The organism is Streptomyces sp. NBC_00483, assembly GCF_036013745.1.
Taxonomy (GTDB): Bacteria; Actinomycetota; Actinomycetes; order Streptomycetales; family Streptomycetaceae; genus Streptomyces.
On sequence record NZ_CP107880.1, the window covers coordinates 7923408 to 7942115 of the forward strand.

At 69.3% G+C, this 18708-nt stretch carries 14 protein-coding genes; 5 read left to right on the forward strand and 9 right to left on the reverse strand.

Features of this window, described 5'->3' with window-relative positions:
* Window positions 1-25: 25 nt before the first annotated feature.
* Window positions 26-2680, reverse strand: a complete 2655-nt coding sequence (locus OHA73_RS35310; protein ID WP_443063162.1) for a family 78 glycoside hydrolase catalytic domain — start codon at window positions 2678-2680, stop codon at window positions 26-28.
* A gap of 670 nt (window positions 2681-3350) precedes the next feature.
* On the opposite strand from OHA73_RS35310, the gene OHA73_RS35315 reads away from it, so the two are divergent.
* Complete coding sequence (locus tag OHA73_RS35315) at window positions 3351-5366, forward strand: fibronectin type III domain-containing protein (protein ID WP_327657122.1); 2016 nt, start codon at window positions 3351-3353, stop codon at window positions 5364-5366.
* Window positions 5367-5429: 63 nt separating this feature from the next.
* A complete protein-coding gene (locus OHA73_RS35320) occupies window positions 5430-5771 on the forward strand; it encodes an alpha/beta hydrolase (protein WP_327657123.1) in 342 nt (113 codons plus the stop codon).
* 117 nt (window positions 5772-5888) lie between these two features.
* Here OHA73_RS35320 and OHA73_RS35325 read toward each other — a convergent pair whose 3' ends face one another.
* The 7 genes from OHA73_RS35325 to OHA73_RS35355 form a co-directional block, all read right to left on the reverse strand.
* On the reverse strand, window positions 5889-7247 hold the full coding sequence (locus tag OHA73_RS35325) for an MFS transporter (RefSeq protein WP_327657124.1): 1359 nt from the start codon (window positions 7245-7247) through the stop codon (window positions 5889-5891).
* Window positions 7248-7311: 64 nt separating this feature from the next.
* Window positions 7312-8373 carry an NAD(P)-dependent alcohol dehydrogenase gene (locus OHA73_RS35330; RefSeq protein WP_327657125.1) on the reverse strand — a complete coding sequence of 354 codons (1062 nt, stop codon included), beginning with the start codon at window positions 8371-8373 and terminating at the stop codon, window positions 7312-7314.
* A 54-nt stretch (window positions 8374-8427) separates the two neighbouring features.
* Entirely contained in the window at window positions 8428-9942 is a 1515-nt protein-coding gene (locus OHA73_RS35335) for a mannitol dehydrogenase family protein (protein WP_327657126.1), read from the reverse strand.
* A 76-nt stretch (window positions 9943-10018) separates the two neighbouring features.
* Complete coding sequence (manD, locus tag OHA73_RS35340) at window positions 10019-11242, reverse strand: D-mannonate dehydratase ManD (protein ID WP_327657127.1); 1224 nt, start codon at window positions 11240-11242, stop codon at window positions 10019-10021.
* Window positions 11242-12243: a 2-hydroxyacid dehydrogenase gene (locus tag OHA73_RS35345; RefSeq protein WP_327657128.1), complete on the reverse strand. Its 1002-nt coding sequence runs from the start codon at window positions 12241-12243 to the stop codon at window positions 11242-11244. Before OHA73_RS35345 ends, manD begins: the two co-directional genes overlap by 1 nt.
* Complete coding sequence (locus OHA73_RS35350; RefSeq protein WP_327657129.1) at window positions 12240-13265, reverse strand: LacI family DNA-binding transcriptional regulator; 1026 nt, start codon at window positions 13263-13265, stop codon at window positions 12240-12242. The genes OHA73_RS35345 and OHA73_RS35350 overlap by 4 nt, the downstream gene beginning before the upstream one ends.
* Before the next feature lie 287 nt (window positions 13266-13552).
* On the reverse strand, window positions 13553-14329 hold the full coding sequence (locus OHA73_RS35355; RefSeq protein ID WP_327657130.1) for a helix-turn-helix transcriptional regulator: 777 nt from the start codon (window positions 14327-14329) through the stop codon (window positions 13553-13555).
* A 240-nt stretch (window positions 14330-14569) separates the two neighbouring features.
* On the opposite strand from OHA73_RS35355, the gene OHA73_RS35360 reads away from it, so the two are divergent.
* Genes OHA73_RS35360 through OHA73_RS35370 form a run of 3 tightly spaced genes read left to right on the forward strand, consistent with a single transcriptional unit; the run spans window position 14570 to window position 17556 of the window.
* A complete protein-coding gene (locus OHA73_RS35360) occupies window positions 14570-15205 on the forward strand; it encodes a hypothetical protein (RefSeq protein ID WP_327657131.1) in 636 nt (211 codons plus the stop codon).
* Window positions 15206-16333 carry an MAB_1171c family putative transporter gene (locus OHA73_RS35365; RefSeq protein ID WP_327657132.1) on the forward strand — a complete coding sequence of 376 codons (1128 nt, stop codon included), beginning with the start codon at window positions 15206-15208 and terminating at the stop codon, window positions 16331-16333.
* A 32-nt stretch (window positions 16334-16365) separates the two neighbouring features.
* Window positions 16366-17556 carry an amidohydrolase family protein gene (locus OHA73_RS35370; protein ID WP_327657133.1) on the forward strand — a complete coding sequence of 397 codons (1191 nt, stop codon included), beginning with the start codon at window positions 16366-16368 and terminating at the stop codon, window positions 17554-17556.
* An 18-nt stretch (window positions 17557-17574) separates the two neighbouring features.
* Here the strand turns inward: OHA73_RS35370 and OHA73_RS35375 are convergent, their stop codons facing one another.
* On the reverse strand, window positions 17575-18459 hold the full coding sequence (locus OHA73_RS35375) for a helix-turn-helix transcriptional regulator (protein ID WP_327657134.1): 885 nt from the start codon (window positions 18457-18459) through the stop codon (window positions 17575-17577).
* Window positions 18460-18708: the final 249 nt, after the last annotated feature.

Consider the following 18708-nt stretch of genomic DNA (forward strand, 5'->3'; position numbering starts at 1 on the left):
GGCCTAAGAATTGTAACGCTTCAATTCAGTGCTGCAGAAGGCCGACCCCGGTGGCGTGGACCGGCTTGGCGAGTGGTTGCCCGGGTTGCCAGGTGCAGGTGAAACGGTGGCTGCCACTGCCGACCACCTGGAGCGGCAGTCCGGGTATGTCCACATGGGCTGTGGTGTTGGCGGGCACGAGGGCGTCGACGGTGAGGACATTGTCGGTCAGTTGCCAGGCGACCTCCGCCTCTCCGCAGGGCGTCAGGTGACGGGCCCGGGCGTGCGTCAGACCGCCGCCGGGACGCGGGGCGATGCGCAGTTCCCGGTAACCGGGGGCAGCAGGAGCGAGTCCCGCGACGGTGCGGTGCAGGAAGTCGGCGACGGCACCGAGCGCGTAGTGGTTGAAGGAGGTCATTTCCCCGGGGTTGACGCGGCCATCCGGGAGCATGCTGTCCCATCGTTCCCAGATGGTTGTCGCGCCTTGGGTGACCGGGTAGAGCCAGGAAGGGCAGGCCTGTTGCAACAGCAACGCGAAGGCGGTGTCGTGGTGTCCCGTATCGGCCAGCGCGTCGCACACCTCCGGGGTGCCGGCGAACCCGGTGGCGATTCGATACCCCTCCTCCGCCACGAGTTCGGCCAGCCGGTGACCGGCCGCGGTCGCCTCGTCCGCGTCGGGCAGCAGAGCGAACCGCAGGGCGAGAGCGTAGGCCGTCTGTGTGTCGGACGACAGCCGACCGCCAGGCTTCCCATAGGTGCGCCGGAAAGCGGCGCGGGCCCGGTCGGCGATACCCACGTAGTGCTCGTGATCGCCGCTCTCTCCCAACTCCGCCGCCATGTAGGCCAGTACACGCGCGGAGTGCGCGAAGTATGCCTGGGCGACGAGGTGTGGATCGGTGCGCGCCTGCCAGGGGCCCTCCGGCGGCGTGGCCGGATCGAGCCAGTCGCCGAGCTGCCGGCCCTGTCGCCACACCCCCTCTGCATCGCACTGCGAGGCCACCAGGTCGACCCAGGCGCGCGCGCTGGCGTACTGGGCGCGCAGCACGCCCCGGTCGCGGTACCGCTGGAAGAGGGTCCAGGGCACCAGCACGGCGGCGTCGCCCCATACGGCGGCCGCCCATGCCGGGGTCCAGAAGGGGGCCGGGATGGCTGGCACGATGAACGGGACGGTTCCGTCCTCGTACTGGTCGGCGGCCAGGTCGGCGAGCCAGGAGGTGAGCATGCCCGCGCAGTCGTACAGGAAGGACGCGGTAGGAGCGAAGACCTGGATGTCGCCGGTCCAGCCGAGCCGTTCGTCGCGCTGCGGGCAGTCGGTGGGCACGTCCACGAAGTTGCCGCGCATGCTCCACAGCACATTGTCGTGCAACCGGTCGAGCAGGGCGTCGCTGGAATTGAACCAACCGGTGCGGCGCATGTCGGTGTGCAGTACCTGGGCGGTGAGGTCCGCTTTGGTCAACTCGCCTGGCCACCCGGTGACTTCGACATAGCGGAAGCCATGGATGGTGAAGCGTGGCTCCCACTCCTCGACGCCGTCCCCCTTCAGGATGTAGGTGTCCGTGGCCTCCGCGTAACGCAGTGGGCGTGTGTAGAGCTCACCGTCCTGGACCACTTCGGCGTGGCGCAGGGTGACGACGGTCCCGGTGGCCCCGCTGACGCGGATGCGGACCCGGCCCGCGATGTTCTGTCCGAAGTCCACGATGGTGCGTCCGGACGGCGACGTGACGATGCTCTCCGGTGCGAGCGACTCCACTCGACGCACGGGCGGGCCGGGGGGAGCGACCAGGACGGCGGGGTCGAAGGGGACCGCGGTCACCGACTGCCAGGCCGAGTCGTCGAACCCGGGCTGCGACCAGCCGTGCCATTCGGCGCGGGCGTCGTAGCGTTCGCCGTCGTACAGGCTGGAGGACAGGATCGGGCCGTGGGCGCAGAGCCACGTCTCGTCGGTGCCAACAGTGAGCCGACTGCCGTCGGCGCACTCGATCTCGAGCTGAAGAACGAGCCCGGTGGCATCGCCGTAGATGTTCGTGCGGCCGCCGTGGATCCCGAAGCGACCGGCGAACCATCCCTCGCCCAGCCAGGCGCCGAGCGCGTTGGCGCCTATGGTCAGCAGGTGCGTGACGTCGTGCGTGGCGTAGCGCAGACGGTGGTGGTAACTGCTCCAGCCCGGCGCGAGCACCTCGTCGCCCACCCGCTCGCCGTTCACCTCCACCTCGTACAGGCCGTGGGCCGTGACATACAGGCGAGCCCGGACAGCCGCCGCGGGCAGGACGAACGACGTGCGCACTGCCGCAGGGCGCTGCAATTCGGGCGTCATCGGCCCGACCATGCGGGCCGTGACATCGGCAGGCGACAACAGGCCTGCCTCCACGGTCAGTTCGGGGCTCCACTCGGAGCTGCTTCCGTCCTCGCCCCAGACTCGAACCCGCACCGAACAGCGCTCGCGGGATGCCAATGGGGGCGCTTCGTCGGGCCAGGGCACGAGCACCGACTCGGCGCCGAGAGTACGGCCCGTGGTCCAGGTGGTCCCCAATTCCGGTTGCACCTGAATCTCGTAGGCGGCCTGGATCCAGTTTCCGGGGGCGGCGCTCACTGTCCAGGACAGCCGTGGTCTCGACGTTCCGATCCCCAGAGCCGGCGTTCGATGCTCACAGGTGGGAACGGCCAAGGTCACGGTGGAAGCGGCCGGGGACACGTCGAGCATGGGGCGACTCCTGTTGTCTGTTCACGATGGGCTGGGCGGCGACACGGCAGTGACCCGGTATGTGGCGCTGAACGGAAACCGCCCACATCTGCGGGGGGTAAAACGCTTCAATTCTTGGCGGAGTCACCGTAGGAACCTGCCTGTTGCTCCGTCAAGCGACGGCCTGGCCCGATCGTGATCGATGTGGCCTGTATGCCTGCACACCAAGCGCGCTCCCCATCTGCGCAGTTGTGTCTCTGTTGCGGTGCTCGCCATGCCGGTGCTCACGCCGATGGCGCTGCGGCTCCGGTGCGATCCTCGCGATGCCGTGTGCGAGAACTCTTGACACGGCTCGTATTGGTACCTAGCTTCTGCGATGCGCTTGAAGCGTTTCATTTCTGTTAACCGTCATACGGGCCTTGCAAGGCGCTGGGGCGTGCAGTCGGGGAGACCTGGGCTTGGCGTCCGACGAGCGGCGCGCTTGAGCCCTCCACGGCGGCGGCCTCACCCGCCACCGACGACGTCCACGCCCTCGATCCCGCCAGGGACCGGGCGGGCACGAGGACACCGCATACGCACCTCGGATCCAGCGGAAGGACAGCACATGGTTGCGCGCAGGTGGCTTGGGCCGACCCGCAGTTCGACACGGAGACTGAAGGGGATCGGAGCCTTGGCGGGTGGGCTGCTGCTCGTGGCAGCGCACCCGCAGCCCGCTCAGGTCCAGATTGCCAGGGATGCCGGGCCGACCGCGGCCGTGCAGATTGACACGGCGGTCACCGAGGCGGGCAAGAAGCCGCTGATGGGGTGGAGCAGCTGGAGCCTGGAGGCCTACGGCCCCTACAACCCTGACGGCGTGGCCAGTTGGCTGACGGAGAGCAACCTGCTCGCCCAGGCTGACGCCATGGCCGACAAGCTCAAGCCATACGGCTACGAATACGTCAACATGGACGGCGGCTGGTACACCTCGTTCGACGAACACGGCCGCCCGGTCCCCGACTCAGCGAAGTTCCCGCACGGGCTGAAGTACGTTGCTGACCACATCCACGCCAAGGGCCTGAAGTTCGGCATCTACTCCGAGATCGGCCTGCTCAAGGCGGCCTACGGAGACGGCACCGCGACCGTGGCCGGCGCTCCCGACTGTCACCTGAGCGACGTCGCCTATCCCGACTTGCGGCCCACGAGTGGGTTCACCGGACATGCCTACAAGATCAACTTTGGTACGCCGTGCGGTCAGGCCTACATCGACTCGATCGTGGCCCAGTACGCCGAGTGGGGTGTGGACTTCCTCAAGCTGGATGCCGTGGGCCCTGGTAGCTACAGGAGCGGTGACAACTACGACAACCGGCAGGACGTCGCCGCATGGTCGAAGGCTCTGACGGAGTCCGGACGGTCCATCCGGTTCGTGGTGTCCTGGTCGCTGAGCCCCCGCCACGTGGAGACGTGGCAGAAGTACACCAACGGCTGGCGCATCGACAACGATGTGGAATGTCACTGCAGCACGTTGGTGAAGTGGAACACGCGGCTGAAGGACCGGTGGAACGACGTCGTGCAGTGGATTCCGCACGCGGGTCCCGGGCACTGGAACGACCTGGATTCCATGAACGTGGGCAACGGCGCCATGGACGGTCTCAATGACGCGGAACGCCAGAGCGTGGCCACTCTATGGGCGATCGAGTCGGCGAACTTCTATATGGGCGACGACCTGACCAAGCTGGACGACCTCGGGTTGAAGCTGCTGACCAACAAGGAGGTCATCGCGGTCAACCAGGCGGGCAACCCTGCCAAACCGCTCAGCCAGACCACCCCGCAGCAGGTGTGGTACGCGCGCAACGCGGATGGCAGTTACACCGTGGCCCTGTTCAACCTCGGCGACAGCAGCGCTCCGGTCACCGCTCACTGGGACGACCTAGGCGTCTCCGGTGCCGCCTCGGTCCGCGATCTGTGGAGCCGCAAGGACATCGGCAAGTCCGCCGACAGCTTCAGTGCCACCCTGCCCGCCCATGGGTCGCGGCTGCTGCGCGTCACCCCTGATCTCCCGAAGGGCGTCACGCCCACCATGCCGGGCCATCTGCGCGCCACCGCCGCGAGTGACACGAGTGTCTCCCTGGCCTGGGATCCGTCCTGGCGGCGCGGCCATGGCGCAACGCCCCGCTACAGCGTCTATGTTGACGGTGCCAAGGCCGCCACTGTCACCGAGCCCGCTGCCACGGTCAAGGACCTCCGGCCCGGCGCCGCCCACCGCTTCACCGTGGTCGCCGAGGGGCCCGGACACGGACCCCGTTCGGCGCCGAGCAAGACTCTGACGCTCGTCACCCCGGGCGCGGGCGGCCCGACGACGTACGAGGCCGAGTCCCCCGGCAACACCCTCGCCGGGGGTGCGGCCGCCGTCTCCTGCGCGGGTTGCTCGGGTGGCAAGCGGGTCGGCAAGCTCGGCACCGGCGGAACGGTGACCTTCACCGGTGTCACCGCGCCGCGCGACGGCACGTACCTGATGAAGGTCGCCTTCCTCGACGGTGACTCCGGCCGGAAGGCCCTCGTCAAGGTCAACGGCTCCTCCTTCGAACTCCCCGTCGGCGGCAACAACGAGAGCGACTGGAACACCCCGAACACCATCACGGTCCCGGTCGAACTGCAGGCCGGCCAGAACACCGTCGAGTTCGGCAACCCCGGCGCGGCCGCCTACGACATCGACAACATCACCCTGTGAGCCCCGAGCTGCGGCGGGCGGTCCGCGCCCCGCGCCAGGGAGCCCGTCTGCGGCCGTGGTCCTGTGTCGAACGACGAACCGTCGGCCTGCGCCCTCGATTGCCCGCAACAGAAGAGCCCCCGCCACCATGCCTTGCCACTGCTCGTGGCAGCCAGTTCACTCGAAGTCGTGGCCAAGGTCTGGGCGACGGCCTCGCAGTGGCAGATCCCGTGCCTGGTCATCCACGGAACCGCCGACACCTCGACCCACCTCAGGTGCAGCCGCCGACTGGCGGAGCTCTTGCGCAGCGAAGGCAGCACCCATCTGCCGATCAAGGACGGACGGCACGAACTCCTTCACGACGACGATGCCGCCCTCGTCCTCCGGCACGTATTCACCTTTGTGGACCGGTGCCTGGACACCTGAAGTCGTCGCGAGCTGTGCAGTGATCAGCCGGCGGGCGTGGGCCCAAGGCCAGGTAGCTGCTTGGCTACCCGGCCTTGAGCCCACGCCCGCCGGTATCTGTACGGGCCTGTTCGTCGGCTACGCAGACACCTTGGTGGCGGTGGTCGGGTCGGCCGGGTCGGTGAGGTCGCGGTCGACCGTCTCGGGAGAAAGGCGTACGGCGATCAGGCTGATCAGACCCATGACCATCATGTAGACGGCGACCGGGACCCAGGAGCCGGAGAACGCGGAGATGAGTCCCGTGCAGATGAGGGGTGCGACGCCGCCGCCGAGGACGGAGGAGAATTCGCGGCCCAGGGTGACCCCGGCGTAGCGGTAGCGGGCGCCGAACATTTCGGGGAAGTAGCTCATCTGGACGCCGACGGCTCCGTGTGCGGCGAACACGAACCCGAGGATGATCACGACGGTGATGGCGACGGTGGAGCCGGTGTTGAGGGCGATGAAGCTGGGCGCGGGCAGGACGACCAGGGCGCTCATGATGGCGGTGCTGACCGGTCGGCGGCCGAACCGGTCGGAGAGCCGGCCCGTGCAGAGGGCGGCGACGCCACCGCACAGTGCGCCGATGAGTAGTACTTGCGGTACGAGTTCGGAGTCCACGCCGACGGCGGTGATCAGGTAGGAGGCCATGAACACCTGGTAGGTGTACGACTGGGCGCTGACGCCGAGGCTCATGAACATCACCAGGAGCAGTGGACGGCGGCCGCCCCGCAGTACCTCGCCAACGGGGGAGACGGGCTTGGCCTGCTGCGCCTTGAGTTCCTGGAAGACGGGGCTCTCGTTCAGCCCGCGGCGGATGAGGAGCGCGCCGACGGTGACGAAGATGCTGCTCGCGAAGACCAGCCGCCAGCCCCATGTCATGAGGTCGTCGTGGGGCAGGAGTTGGACCAGGGCCCAGGCCCCTGCTCCGAGCGCGGTGCCGAGGGCGGCGCCGGTCATCACCATGGCGGCGAGGGTGCCGCGTCGGCCCGTGCGTGCTGTTTCGGTGAGCAGGGTGGAGCCGCCGGACTGTTCCGCGCCGGCGCCGAAGCCCTGGGCCATCCTGCACAGCACCAGCAGGGCGGGCGCGAGGATGCCGGCCTGGGAGTAGGTGGGCAGCAGGCCGATGGCGAGGGTGGATCCGCCCATCAGCAACAGGGTGGCGACCAGGACCCACTTGCGGCCGAGGCGGTCGCCGTAGCGGGAGAAGAACAGGCCGCCGAGCGGGCGGGCCGCGAAGCCGACGGCGTAGGTGCCGAAGCTCGCGAGGATGCCGACGGCCGGGGACGCTCCGGCGAAGAACAGGTCGCTGAAGACCAGCGCCGAGGCGGTGCCGTAGATGACGAAGTCGTACTGTTCCAGGGCCGTTCCGACCAGGCCGGCGAGGGCGGCCCGGCGCACGGTGCGGGGGTCCGCGGGCGGCTGCCCGGTCGTGGGCACGGCGGTTGCGGTGGACTCCATCGTCCATGCCTCCTTGGATGGGTCGGGCTTCGGTGGAGTTACGCGGTACGGGGTGGGCCTGCGGTCAGTGAGCAGCCGCCGTGTCGCCGGGGCGGATGACGACCTTCAGGTGGGTGGGGTCGGTGGCCGGTGCGCGCAGCGCGTCGGCGGCGCGGTCCAGGGGGAAGCGGCCGGTGAGGACGGCGGCCAGGTCGACGCGGCCCTCTGCGGCGAGTGCGATCGCGGCCGGGAAGGCGTGTGCGTAGCGGAAGGCGCAGCTCAGGTCGATCTCGTTGCGCTGGAGCTGGGCGAGGGGGAGTCCGTCGACCGTGGGGGCTGCCTGGCCGACGACGGTGGCGCGGGCCCCGGGGCGCAGGGTGTGCAGGCCCTGCCAGAGCGCGGCCGGGTGGGCCGAGCACTCCAACAGTCGGTCCACGTCCGTGAGTTCGAGCTTCTCGCGGGCGGTGTTGACGGTGTGGGTGGCGCCCAGTTTGCGAGCCTGGGCGAGGCGGGCGTCGTTGACGTCGGTGACGGTGATCTCGACGGCGCCGGCGGCGCGGGCGACCTGGGCGCACAGGATGCCGATGGGGCCCGCCCCGGTGATCAGGACCCGGTCGCCGAAGGTCACCTCGGCGCGGCGTACGGCGTGCACGGCGACGGCCAACGGCTCGATGAGCGCGCCGAGTTCGAGTGGGATCGTGTCGGGGAGCGGGTGTACGGCGCGGCTCGGAGTCACCAGGTGGGTGGAGATGGTGCCGTGGGTGGGTGGTGAGCCGAAGCAGGTGCCGGTCGGGCAGAGGTTGTAGCGCCCCGAGCGGCAGGTGGCGCAGGTGCCGCAGCCGATGGCGGGTTCGACGGCGACCCGGGTGCCGGGGGCGACGGTGGCCGCATCGCCGGTGGCGAGGACGGTGCCCGAGGCTTCGTGGCCGAGGGCGGTGGGCTGTCGCAGCACGTTGCTGCCGTTGCGGCCGGAGGCGAAGTAGTGCATGTCGGAGCCGCAGACGCCGACCGCGTCGACCGCGATCAGGACGTCGTCCGGGCCGAGCGGACGCAGCGGCAGCTCCTCGATCCGCAGGTCCTCGGCGGCGTGCAGTACGGCGGCACGGGCCGTCGTGGGCAGAGCTGTGCCAGGTGTATTGGCTGTCATGGATTCACGTCCCGACGAGAAGGGGGGGCGAACGCCCTTGGGGATGAGGGAAGTTCAGGCGGACTCTGCGGCTTCGGCCGCCGCCGCGCGCGGCCCGCGGGTCTGCAGAAGGTCGACGAACTCGCCGACCCGGGCTGCGAACGCGGGGTACTGCGGAAGCTCGTCACCGAGCAGCCCGTCGTCGAGGACGGCGGTGGCGAACGATGTGCCGTCGGCGGTCTTGGCCCGCAGCGCGGCCAGCCGTTCGCGGGCCGGGTCCACCATGGCGGCCGCGTGCTCGCCCGGGTCGAAGCCCGCGGACGGGGCCAGGCAGCACAGGTAGGCGGCGACGGTGAGGGCGAGATGGTGCGGCATCCGGCCGGAGCGCAGGTGGAGCAGTGCCGGGTCCGGGATGCGCTGGCGCAGCTTCACCGATCCGTCCGAGCCAACCTGCCGGGTGCGGTGTCCGAGCGCCGAGTTGGCCCAGCGGGTGAACAGCTGTTTCACGTACGCGTCCAGGTCGACGCCGTCGGGAACGGTCAGGCTCGGCAGGTACTCGTCCCACAGCACCGCACGCGCCGCCTCCGTCACGAAGGGCTGTGCGCTCGATTCCGGGATGGTGTCGCGGCCGTCGAGGGCCCCCAGGTAGGCGATGAGCGAGTGGGTGCCGTTGAGCAGCCGGACCTTGAGCAGCTCGTACGGGGTCACGTCGTCGGTGAACAGCGCCCCGCCCGCCTCCCACGCGGGACGCGCCGCGGCGAAGTGGTCCTGCAGCACCCACATGCTGAACGGCTCGGCGGGCACCGGGACTTCGTCGTGCAGGCCGAGCGCCCCGGCGACGGCGGTGCGCTCCGCGTCCGTGGTGGCGGGCACGATGCGGTCGACCATGGTGTCGGGGAAGGTGACGTTCCCGGCGGCGAGCCAGGCAGCCACCTCCTCGCCCTCCCCGGCGGGCAGTTGGGCGATGAACTCCTCGACGAGACGGCGGGTGTGGTGGCCGTTGCCGACGAGGTTGTCGCAGCTGAGGACGGTGACCGGGGCACCGTGCCCGGCGGCCCGCTCCTGCAGAGCGCGCACGATACGCCCCAGGGTGGTCACCGGTGCGGTGCGGTTGCCGCTCAGGTCGGCCCGGACACCTGGGTGGTCCAGGTCGAGGCCGCCGGTGCGGGGCGAGAAGGTGTAGCCGTGCTCGGTCACCGTCAGGGAGATCACGCGGGTGCCGGGCGCGGCGAGTGCCTGCTGTACGTGCTCGGGCTCGCGCGCGGCGACCAGAACGCCGGTGTGCACGGCGGGGACCGTGCAGCGCAGACCGTCGGGGGAGACCTCGGCGACGGTGTAGCGCAGGTCCTGGGCGCGCAGCGCGTCGGCGACGCCGGTGGAGCGGCCGGCCACCCCGACGATGCCCCAGGGGCCCGCCTCCTGGGCGAGCGCGGCGGCGGTGTAGACGGCCTGGTGGGCGCGGTGGAAGTTGCCGAGTCCGAGGTGCACGATGCCGGTGTCGGCCGCGGTCAGGGTGCGGCTGTGCAGCAGCGCGCTGGACGGCGCGGCGGCCGCGGACAGGCGGGGTGTGCGGGCGGGGGCGGTGGTCATGAGGGGGTGTGTCCTTGCGCAGGGGTGCGGCCGGCGGCGTATGTCTGGCGTGTCCGGGCCATCGGGGCGGGCCGGGTCACCAGTCGGTCATGGAGCCGTCGCGCCGGCGGGCGACGGGCAGGTATGCCGCCTGGTACGGGTGACGGGCGGCGAGTTCCTCGTCCACCTCGATGCCGAGTCCGGGGGCTTCGCCGGGGTGCAGGTGACCGTCCGCGTACGACCAGGAGTGCTGGAACACCTCGTGCACCAGCGGGTCGTAGCCCATGTACTCCTGGATGGCGAAGTTGGGTGTGGCCAGGCCGACATGGAGCGAGGCGGCGAGCGCGACGGGGGAGACGTCCGAGGGGCCGTGCGGGCCGAGCTTGATCTGCCAGACGTCGGCGAGCGCGGCGATGCGGCGCAGGTGGCTGATGCCTCCGGCGTGGGTGACACAGCAGCGTACGAAGTCGATGAGCTGCTCGGTGATCAGGCCCTGGCACTCCCAGAGTGTGTTGAACACCTCGCCGATGGCCAGTGGAACGGTGGTCTTCGCCCGGATCGGGCGCAGCACTTCCTGGTTCTCGGCGGGGGTGACGTCCTCCAGCCAGAACAGGTCGACGTCCTCCAGCGAACGGCCAAGGCGTGCCGCCTGGTTGGGCGTGAGGCGGTGGTGGGCGTCGTGCAGCAGCTTGATGTCGTCGCCGACGTGCGAGCGGGCCGCCGCGAGCGCCTTGGGGGCGTGGCGCAGATAGGCGTCGGTGTCCCAGGTCTCCTCGAACGGGGCGAGGCCGCGTCCGGCGGGCTCGTACCCGGCGCCGTCCTTGCTGACGCCGTAGACGACGTCCAGGCCGGGGACCCCGGTCTGTGCCCGGACGGCCTGGAAGCCCTCGGCCAGCCGGGCGTCGATGGAGTCGAGGAGCTGGGGGACGTCCCAGCCGGTGGCATGGGTGTAGGACAGGATCCGGTCGCGGACGGCACCACCGAGGAGCTGGTAGACCGGCAGGCCGACGGACTTGCCCTTGATATCCCACAGCGCCAGGTCGACCGCGCCGATGGAGGTCATGGTGACCGGGCCGCGCCGCCAGTACACGCCCCGGTACAGGTACTGCCACATGTCCTCGATACGGGCCGGGTCGCGCCCGATGAGCAGCGGCGCCACGTGGTCGCGGAGGTAGGCAGCGACGGCCAGTTCACGGCCGTTGAGGGTGGCGTCGCCCCAGCCGACGAGCCCCTGCTCGGTGGTTATCTTGAGGGTGACGAAGTTGCGGGTCGGGCTGGTGACCAGGACGTCGGCGGCGACGATGCGGTCGGGCTTGCTCATCAGGGGTGCTCCACGATGTTGGTGAGTTCCCCGCCCGTGGCCAACTGCCGGATGTTGGCGGCGATTTCGGCTGCGCGGGCGGCGAAGGTGTGACGTGTCAGTCCGCTGGAGTGCGGCGTCATCAGGACGTTGGACAGGGTGTGGAAGGGGTGGCGGCTGGGCTGCTGCCGTGCGCCGGGAGCGGCCGGGTAGGAGTACCAGACGTCCAGCGCGGCCCCACCCAGGCGGCCGGAGCGCAGCGCCTCGTACAGCGCGTCCTCGTCGACGACCGGCCCGCGTCCGACATTGATCAGGACCGACTCGGGGTGCAGCCGGGCGAGTTCGGCCGCGCCGAGCATCCCCCGGGTGGCGTCGCTGAGCGGTGCGGCGACGACCACGACGTCACTGCGGTCGAGCAGATGCGGCAGATCGTCGACGGAGCCGGACCACTCCAGACCCTGGGCGATCGCGTCCACCTCGCCGCGCCGGGTGACGGCGATCCCGCGCGCCCCGAAGGCCCGCAGCACCTGCCAGGCACGGGCGCCGATGTGTCCGAACCCGACGAAGCCGACGGTCGCTCCGGCGAGGGTGGGCTGCCATCCGGCCTCCTGCGGGGCGTACACGGGGCTGAGCCAGTGGCCCTCGCGCAGGGCGGCGTCCTGACGGAGCAGGCCGCGCCGCAGCAGGACGGCGGAGGCGGCCACGTACTCCGCCATGGAGTCCTCGTGGTGGTACGTGCACGCCACCCGGGTGCCGGGCGACAGCGCGGAACGGTCGATGCCGTCCGTGCCCGCGCCCGGGGCGTGCACCAGCCGCAGGCGTTGCCCGGCGCGGGCGATGGCAGCCGTGCACGCACCGGACACCAGGACGTCGGCCTCGACGACTGCCTTCTCGACCGCCTCCGGGTCGCTCGGCTCGCACCACACCACCGTGCTGTCCGCCGGGAGTTGGCGTTCGAACTCGGTGCGCAGCATCTGCAGATTGGCGTCGGCCACGACGACGCGTATGCCGTGCCCGCTCATGCGCGGGCCGCCGTGAGCGCGGGGGCGGTGGCCGGTACGGGACCGGTGGAGCCGCGGACGTGGAGCTGGGTGGCGAGGCGCAGCGTGCTCGGCCGTGCGGGCCCGGTGTCGGACAGTGCGGCGGAGATCCGCTCCACGGCGCTCGCCCCGGCGCGCGCCATGGGAACCGAGACGCTGGTCAGCGCCGGGTGGGAGACCTCGGCGAAGGGAATGTCGTCGAAGCCGACGACGCTGAGGTCCTCGGGAACCCGGACGCCGAGCGTGCGGGCGCCGGTGAGGATGCCGAGCGCCACCAGGTCGTTGTGGGCGAGCACGGCGCTGGCGCCGGAGGCGAGCACACTGGCCGCGGCAGCGGTGCCGCCGGCGACGGTTTCCGACTGGCGCCCCAGCACGTCGAGTTCGAGGCCGGCTTCGGACGCCAACTCACGGGCCAGCGCTACTCGATGCGTGTTCGACCAGGACCGCTCCGACCCCTGAACGTAGGCGATCTTGCGGTGACCGAGGGCCGCCAGGTACTCCACGGTCTGGCGCAGCCCCTCACTCGCGTCGGCCAACACGCAATCGGCCTCCTCCGCCTCCCGGTTGACCAGAACCAGCGGCGTGTCACCGCACAGCCCGATCACCTCGTCGGCCTCGAGACGTGGCGAGCAGACGACAAGCCCGGCGGCGCGCCGGCGCAGCGTCCCGATCAGCTCGCGCTCGCGTTCGGGCTCGAAGTCCGTGTCGGCCAGGACGATGGTCAGCCGGCGGTGCCAGCCCTCGCGCTGCGCACTCTTGACGAAGGAACCAAAGACAGGGTTCGCCACGTCAGGCACGATCACGGCGATCGTGTCCTCCGTCTCGGCCCGGCCCCCGGCACCGCCCACGCGGCCGGGCGGTGTCTCGTACCCGAGCTCCCGAGCGGCTTCGACAACTTTGCGCAAGGTTTCCGGCCCCAGCCGGTCCGGGTCGTTGAACGCGCGGGACGCCGTGGACAGCGCGACACCAGCGCGCTTGGCCACGTCCGTCAGTGTGGGGGCCACCTTGCCTCCTGACGAGAAACGTGTTGCCGCAGGGCCTCCGGCGACAGGCGCGAAGGGCGGCATGCCTCATGTTCGGCAAGGTTGCGCAATGTTGTCAATGGTTTGCCGCGAGGTTTCGGTGGCTCGACGCGTGTGTAGCGCAATGGGGCTGGGCTCGCGGGTCCGGCATCGCGACGCCGCATTCCATCCGTGCGGTCCTGGTGGCCCGGGGAGTGCTATGGGTCCTCGTCGGATGCGCCTTGGAATCGCACAATGTCCGAGCATGCGTCGTGGCGTCCCCTCCTTGTTCACAAGCGCAGCAGCACGACAAGACGTTGATCCTGTTTGCTCATCGGGACCAGGGCTGTGATGCGCACTCGGATTTCCTTGCCTCCGTGGAAGGGCAGACAGAATCGGCGTTCGTCACCGTCGGGGTGGGCCTGTGCCTGATGTGTGGCCCAGAGGTCTCGCGCTTCGTCGTTTCCTTCCAGGATCTCGTCGCGGAGTCGGAGCAGTTCCGGCGTGTCGGGATGCATGGCAATGGCGAACCGGATCTGCGCCAGGAAGGGAATCGCCCAATCTTCTCGCCAGTTGACGAGCTGGTCGCGCGCTTCCGGGTAGAGAAAGGCGAAGCGCATCAGGTTTCGCTCGTAGGGCAGCCAAGGGAACCAGTCCTCTTGGGGCTGGTTGTGGGCGATGATGTCCCACCAGAGGTTCGATACGTAGGCAGGGTGGGGGAGCAGTGAGTCCAGCACTGCCTGCAGATGTACGTCGGCCTGCTGGCCGAGGTGGGCGTCCGATGGCGGAGGGGTGTGTCCCAGTGCCAGTTGATACAGCACGACTCGCTCGGCTTCCTCGAGCCTGAGCGTCATGGCCAGGCGCTGAACGAACTGCTCGGACACCGGGCGCGGACTGCCACCCTCCAGCTGGCGGTACCAAGAACTGGCGACACCCGTGAGAGAGGCCACCTCATCCTGGGTCAAGCCGTCCTTCAATCGTCTGCGTGTGGAATCGATGCCTGGAATGCGGCGGTAGTCGAGCCGCTTTCTCCAATGGCGGAGCAGTGGCCCCAGCTCGGGAGTCACTGCGTGCTTCCCTGTATGGGCTGCATCACTCACGTGTACACCGCACCCGCCTTCCAAACGAGTAAGTTAGTGGCATATGTCCATTATCTTCAGGGGTTGGCATATGCAGGCCGTGACATTCCGGTAGCGGGTCACGTATCGCCGGAATGGGTGGCGGTAGAGGCGCTACTGCTGGTGGCGGAAGTTCCTGTGCAGCATTGCTTGTGCAAAAGCAGTGTGAGTAAAGGGAGCTGACCGGCCATGTCCATGTTGTGGCGAACAGCCAGAAACGATTCGCTGCGCGGCCGGCCTGAGGGACCGGACTCGGACACTCGCACCGGGAGGACGCTCTCCGACCGGCGGCAGCGTGATGAGGGTCGTGCCGGAGTCCGTGACCTGGAACGTCGGATTCGTCAGCTGCTGCGATCACTCGATGTCCGCCCGCCGTTGAGCGTGCCCGACCTGTGTGCGGCGCTCACCCGCCGACGCGAGCGGCCAATCGAGCTGCGGGCGTTTCCGCTGCCGAGTGATGGTCCGCTTGGCGCCTGGCTCGAGATGGCGACGGCCGATGTGATCGTGTTCCAGCAGGGGACGACCTCGCATCACCAGGACCACATCGTGCTGCACGAACTCGGACACATCCTGGCTGACCACCCGGGGCCGCCCGGGACCGCCGTGTGGGAGTCGCTTCTTCCCGGACTCAAGGCTGACGCGATCCGGCGGGCGCTCCACCGATGCTCGTACGACACCAAAGAGGAGCAGGAGGCCGAACTCGTCGCGACGATCGTGGGGGAGTGGGCGACGATCCTCGACCGCGTCCCACCCGGCCAGCAGAGTGATGATCCCTCGGTGCGGCGTGTGCAGGCCGCCCTTGGGGACCATCAGGGATGGCTGTAGATGGCCGCCCTGTTTCTGGTCGGGCTCGCTGCCGCCGTCGGCTGGAAGTTCTACCAGCTGGCCAAAGCCCCGCAGGACAGATCTCTGCGCTCGGTAACCCTGTGTCTGGCGTGCGCTGCGATGTCGTACCCCTTCGCCATGCCGGGCGGTGCGACCGGATTCGACACAGTGGCTGGACACGGCGCAGCCAAAGTCGTGCAGAACGTGCTGCTCCTTGCCACTGTGTACTTCCTGATGTGCTTCTACCTGTACGCGTCCGCAGACGGAGACAGCGGTCGACGCCGAGCCCGCGTCGAGGGACTGGTCGTTGCCGTGGTGGCTGTGGCCGTCATCGTTGCCGCCGCGACCGTGCCGCACCAGGCACTGGCCGGCAGCTTCTCCACCACAGACATGACCATCGCGCAGGTCGCCTTCTTCTACCTGGTCACCGGCCTGTATTTGATGTACGCGCTGACCGCCGCCGCGCTCTGGACGCGCCGCTACGCCCGGCTGTCGACGAAGCCACACTCGACCGGCCTGTGGACGGCCGGGGTAGGCATGTTCGGCATGGCGGTCGCCTGCGCGATTCGGGCCGTCATCGTCGGGATCAGATGGCGTGGCGGGGGAGTCCCTGGCCCGGTGCTGGCTGCGGTCGCTCTGCTCCTCGTGGTTTCGACCCTGCTGTTCGTCTTCGGAATCACGTACCCCGGAGTGCGTGCACGGGTCTCCCTGTGCCGCCTTTGGGTGCGGCACCGACGCGAACATGCGCGTCTCGAACCGCTGTGGACGTTGATGGCGGAGGCTGCCCCGCACGCCGTACTCACCACTCAATCGTCTTCCAAGAGGGATCGGTGGCGCGCTCGTGGCGTCCACAGGCGGCACCACCGCCGCATCGTCGAATGCCGTGATGGGCTCGTCGAGATCAGCCCGTACCTCGAACCGGCTGTGGAGAGCGAAAGTCAATTGCTCGCGCACGATTCAGAACGCCTGACCGCACAACGGCTTCGAGGGGCCGTACATGCTCACTTGAATGGGGTGGTCAGGCCCGCGCCTGCTCCGCCCCTGACCGCCATGCCGAGACAACGCAGCCGCGAGGCCGACATCCAAGAGCTCCTCGCCTTGTCCGACGCCCTGCGCTCCGCCAGCTGAACTGCCCCCCACCAGCGAAAGGGAACTTCCGCATGCTCATCACCGCCGCCCACGTCCTGGCCGGAGCCGACCAACAGGTCATCCCCGACGGGGCAGTTCTCGTACGGGACGGCGTCATCGCCTGCGTCGGCCCGCGCGAAGAGGTCGAACGCCATGCCCGGCCCGACGAGCCCCGACTCGCCTACCCCGCCGGGACCGTCCTGCCCGGGCTGATCGACGCCCACGTCCATCTCTGTTTCGACGCGGGACCCGATCCGGTCGCCACGCTCCAGGAGCAGGACGACGAGGTGCTGTTCGCCGACATGAAGACTCACGCCGAGCAGCTGCTGAGCATCGGAGTCACGACTGCGCGCGACCTCGGCGACCGGAATGGCCTCGCCGTGCGCCTGGCGGAGGCGGTAAGTGAGGGCCAGGCCGTCGGCCCGCGTATCGTCTCGGCGGCCACGCCCGTCACACCGCCCGGAGGCCACTGTTGGTTCCTCGGCGGCGAAGTCTCCGGAACCGACGAAGTACGTGCCCTCGTGCAGCGCAACATCGACGCCGGTGCCAAGGTCATCAAGGTGATGGAGACCGGGGGAGGACTCACCAAGGGTGGCGCCAAGAGCTGGGAATCCCAGTTCTCCCACGAGGAGTTGGCGGCCCTCGTCGACGCCGCGCACACCGCCGGTCTTCCGGTCGCCGCGCACGCCCACGGTGTCGAAGGCATCACCGCCGCGGTCGAGGCCGGCGTCGACACCATCGAGCACTGCACCTGGATGACACCCGACGGCTTCGACGTCCGCGAGGACGTGCTCGCCCAGATCGTCGAGAAGAACATCTACGTGTGCCCGGCGGTCAGCCCGCACTGGCCGATGCTGCCCAAGTTCTTCGGTGCCGAGCGCGCTGAGGCCATGTTCGACGCCGTACGCCAGATGGCCAACGCCGGTGCACGTCTGATCGCGGGAACGGACGCGGGCGTGCAGCGAGCGGGCTTCGACGGGCTGTCCACCAGCCTCACCTTCTACGAGCACCTGGGCCTGCCCAAGGAGCGCATCCTCGCGATGGCCACCACGGAAGCCGCCCGCGCCCTGGGCGTCGGTGACGAGACCGGTCAGCTCACCACCGGCTACAGCGCGGATCTCCTCGTCGTTGACGGCAACCCGCTTGCGGACCTCGGCGCGCTGAAGTCCGTCGAGACCGTCATCGCGGCGGGAAGGCACTACGAGGTTGGCGCCAACGCCTGACCGAGAGAGTGCAGTTACTCAGTGCCCGGGGCCGTCGGTCCCGGGCACTTCTCGTTCGGCCATCTCCCCGACCATCTGGTTGAGGAAGGCCAGCAGCTCGTCCGACATGCCCTCAGGGCCGAGTCCTCGAGTGGCGACCCGTCCGACTGCACCCGTGCGTACAGCGGCCAGAAGCCGGAGGCCTTCGACAACCTGCCGGGCGACCCTGTCGTCGGTCTGGAAGTAGAGCGGGGACACACCAAACAGCTCGGCGAGCCCGTCGGCGACGATCGGGGGCAGTTCCTCGTCGTCCCCGGTTCTCAGGGCCAGGACGCCGCCTTCCGTGATGACCTGTGCGCCCGCGTGTTCGTTGACCGCCCGAGCGATCTCCGTATCCGACGGTGGGGCCTGGGTGCCGGGATACGAGTGCTCCAGCAGATACGTGATCTTCTCGGCCACGGTCCGAGGCATGGCCGAGGTGCTCTCCGGGGCCGGCGCCTCGTTGCCGAAGGACCGCTCCTGTGCCGCGAGGAGCTCGTCCACGGTCACGCCGTAGGCCTTCGCCAGGGGCTCGTGGAACTTCTCGTTCAGTCGGCGCTTGCCGCGCTCGGCGTTGGCGACCGGTCCGGAGCTCTTCGTCCCGATCAGCTCTCTGCTCTGGTACTGGCTGTAGCCGGCGTCGCAGCGAAGATCGGCGAGGTCGGGAAGGTCGCCCGCTCTTCGCGGGAAGAGCTCGTCGAGAGGCAGGCCGAAGAACTTCGCCAGGACGGGCAACTTCTCGCCGTCAGGTGTCGAGGAGCCCAGTTCCCAGCTGGCCACTGTGGAGTCGCCTACGCCGACCGCTTCGCCCAGCTCGCTCTGGGTGATGTTCCGGGCGCGGCGCAGGGCGCGCACCCGGTCACGGTCGAAGTGGCGAGGGGCCATCTGGAGGCTCTCCCGAAGCTGGTTCTCTAAATCACGGAAACTTCAGTATGTTGATTCGGCGTCCAAACCGGGATAGGTTCAGTTTGGCGAACCGAGGTGTTCAACCTACACCCTTCGCTGTCCTCCTGCCCAGGTCGAGCCGGGTCGCGCGCCGAGCGTGGCGTCCCGTTCCAGGGCGGGTGAGGGCTGGCTGCGGGATGGGCGCATCTTCCCGGATGGGGCGTAAGCGTCGAGTTGGCGTCGAAGTGG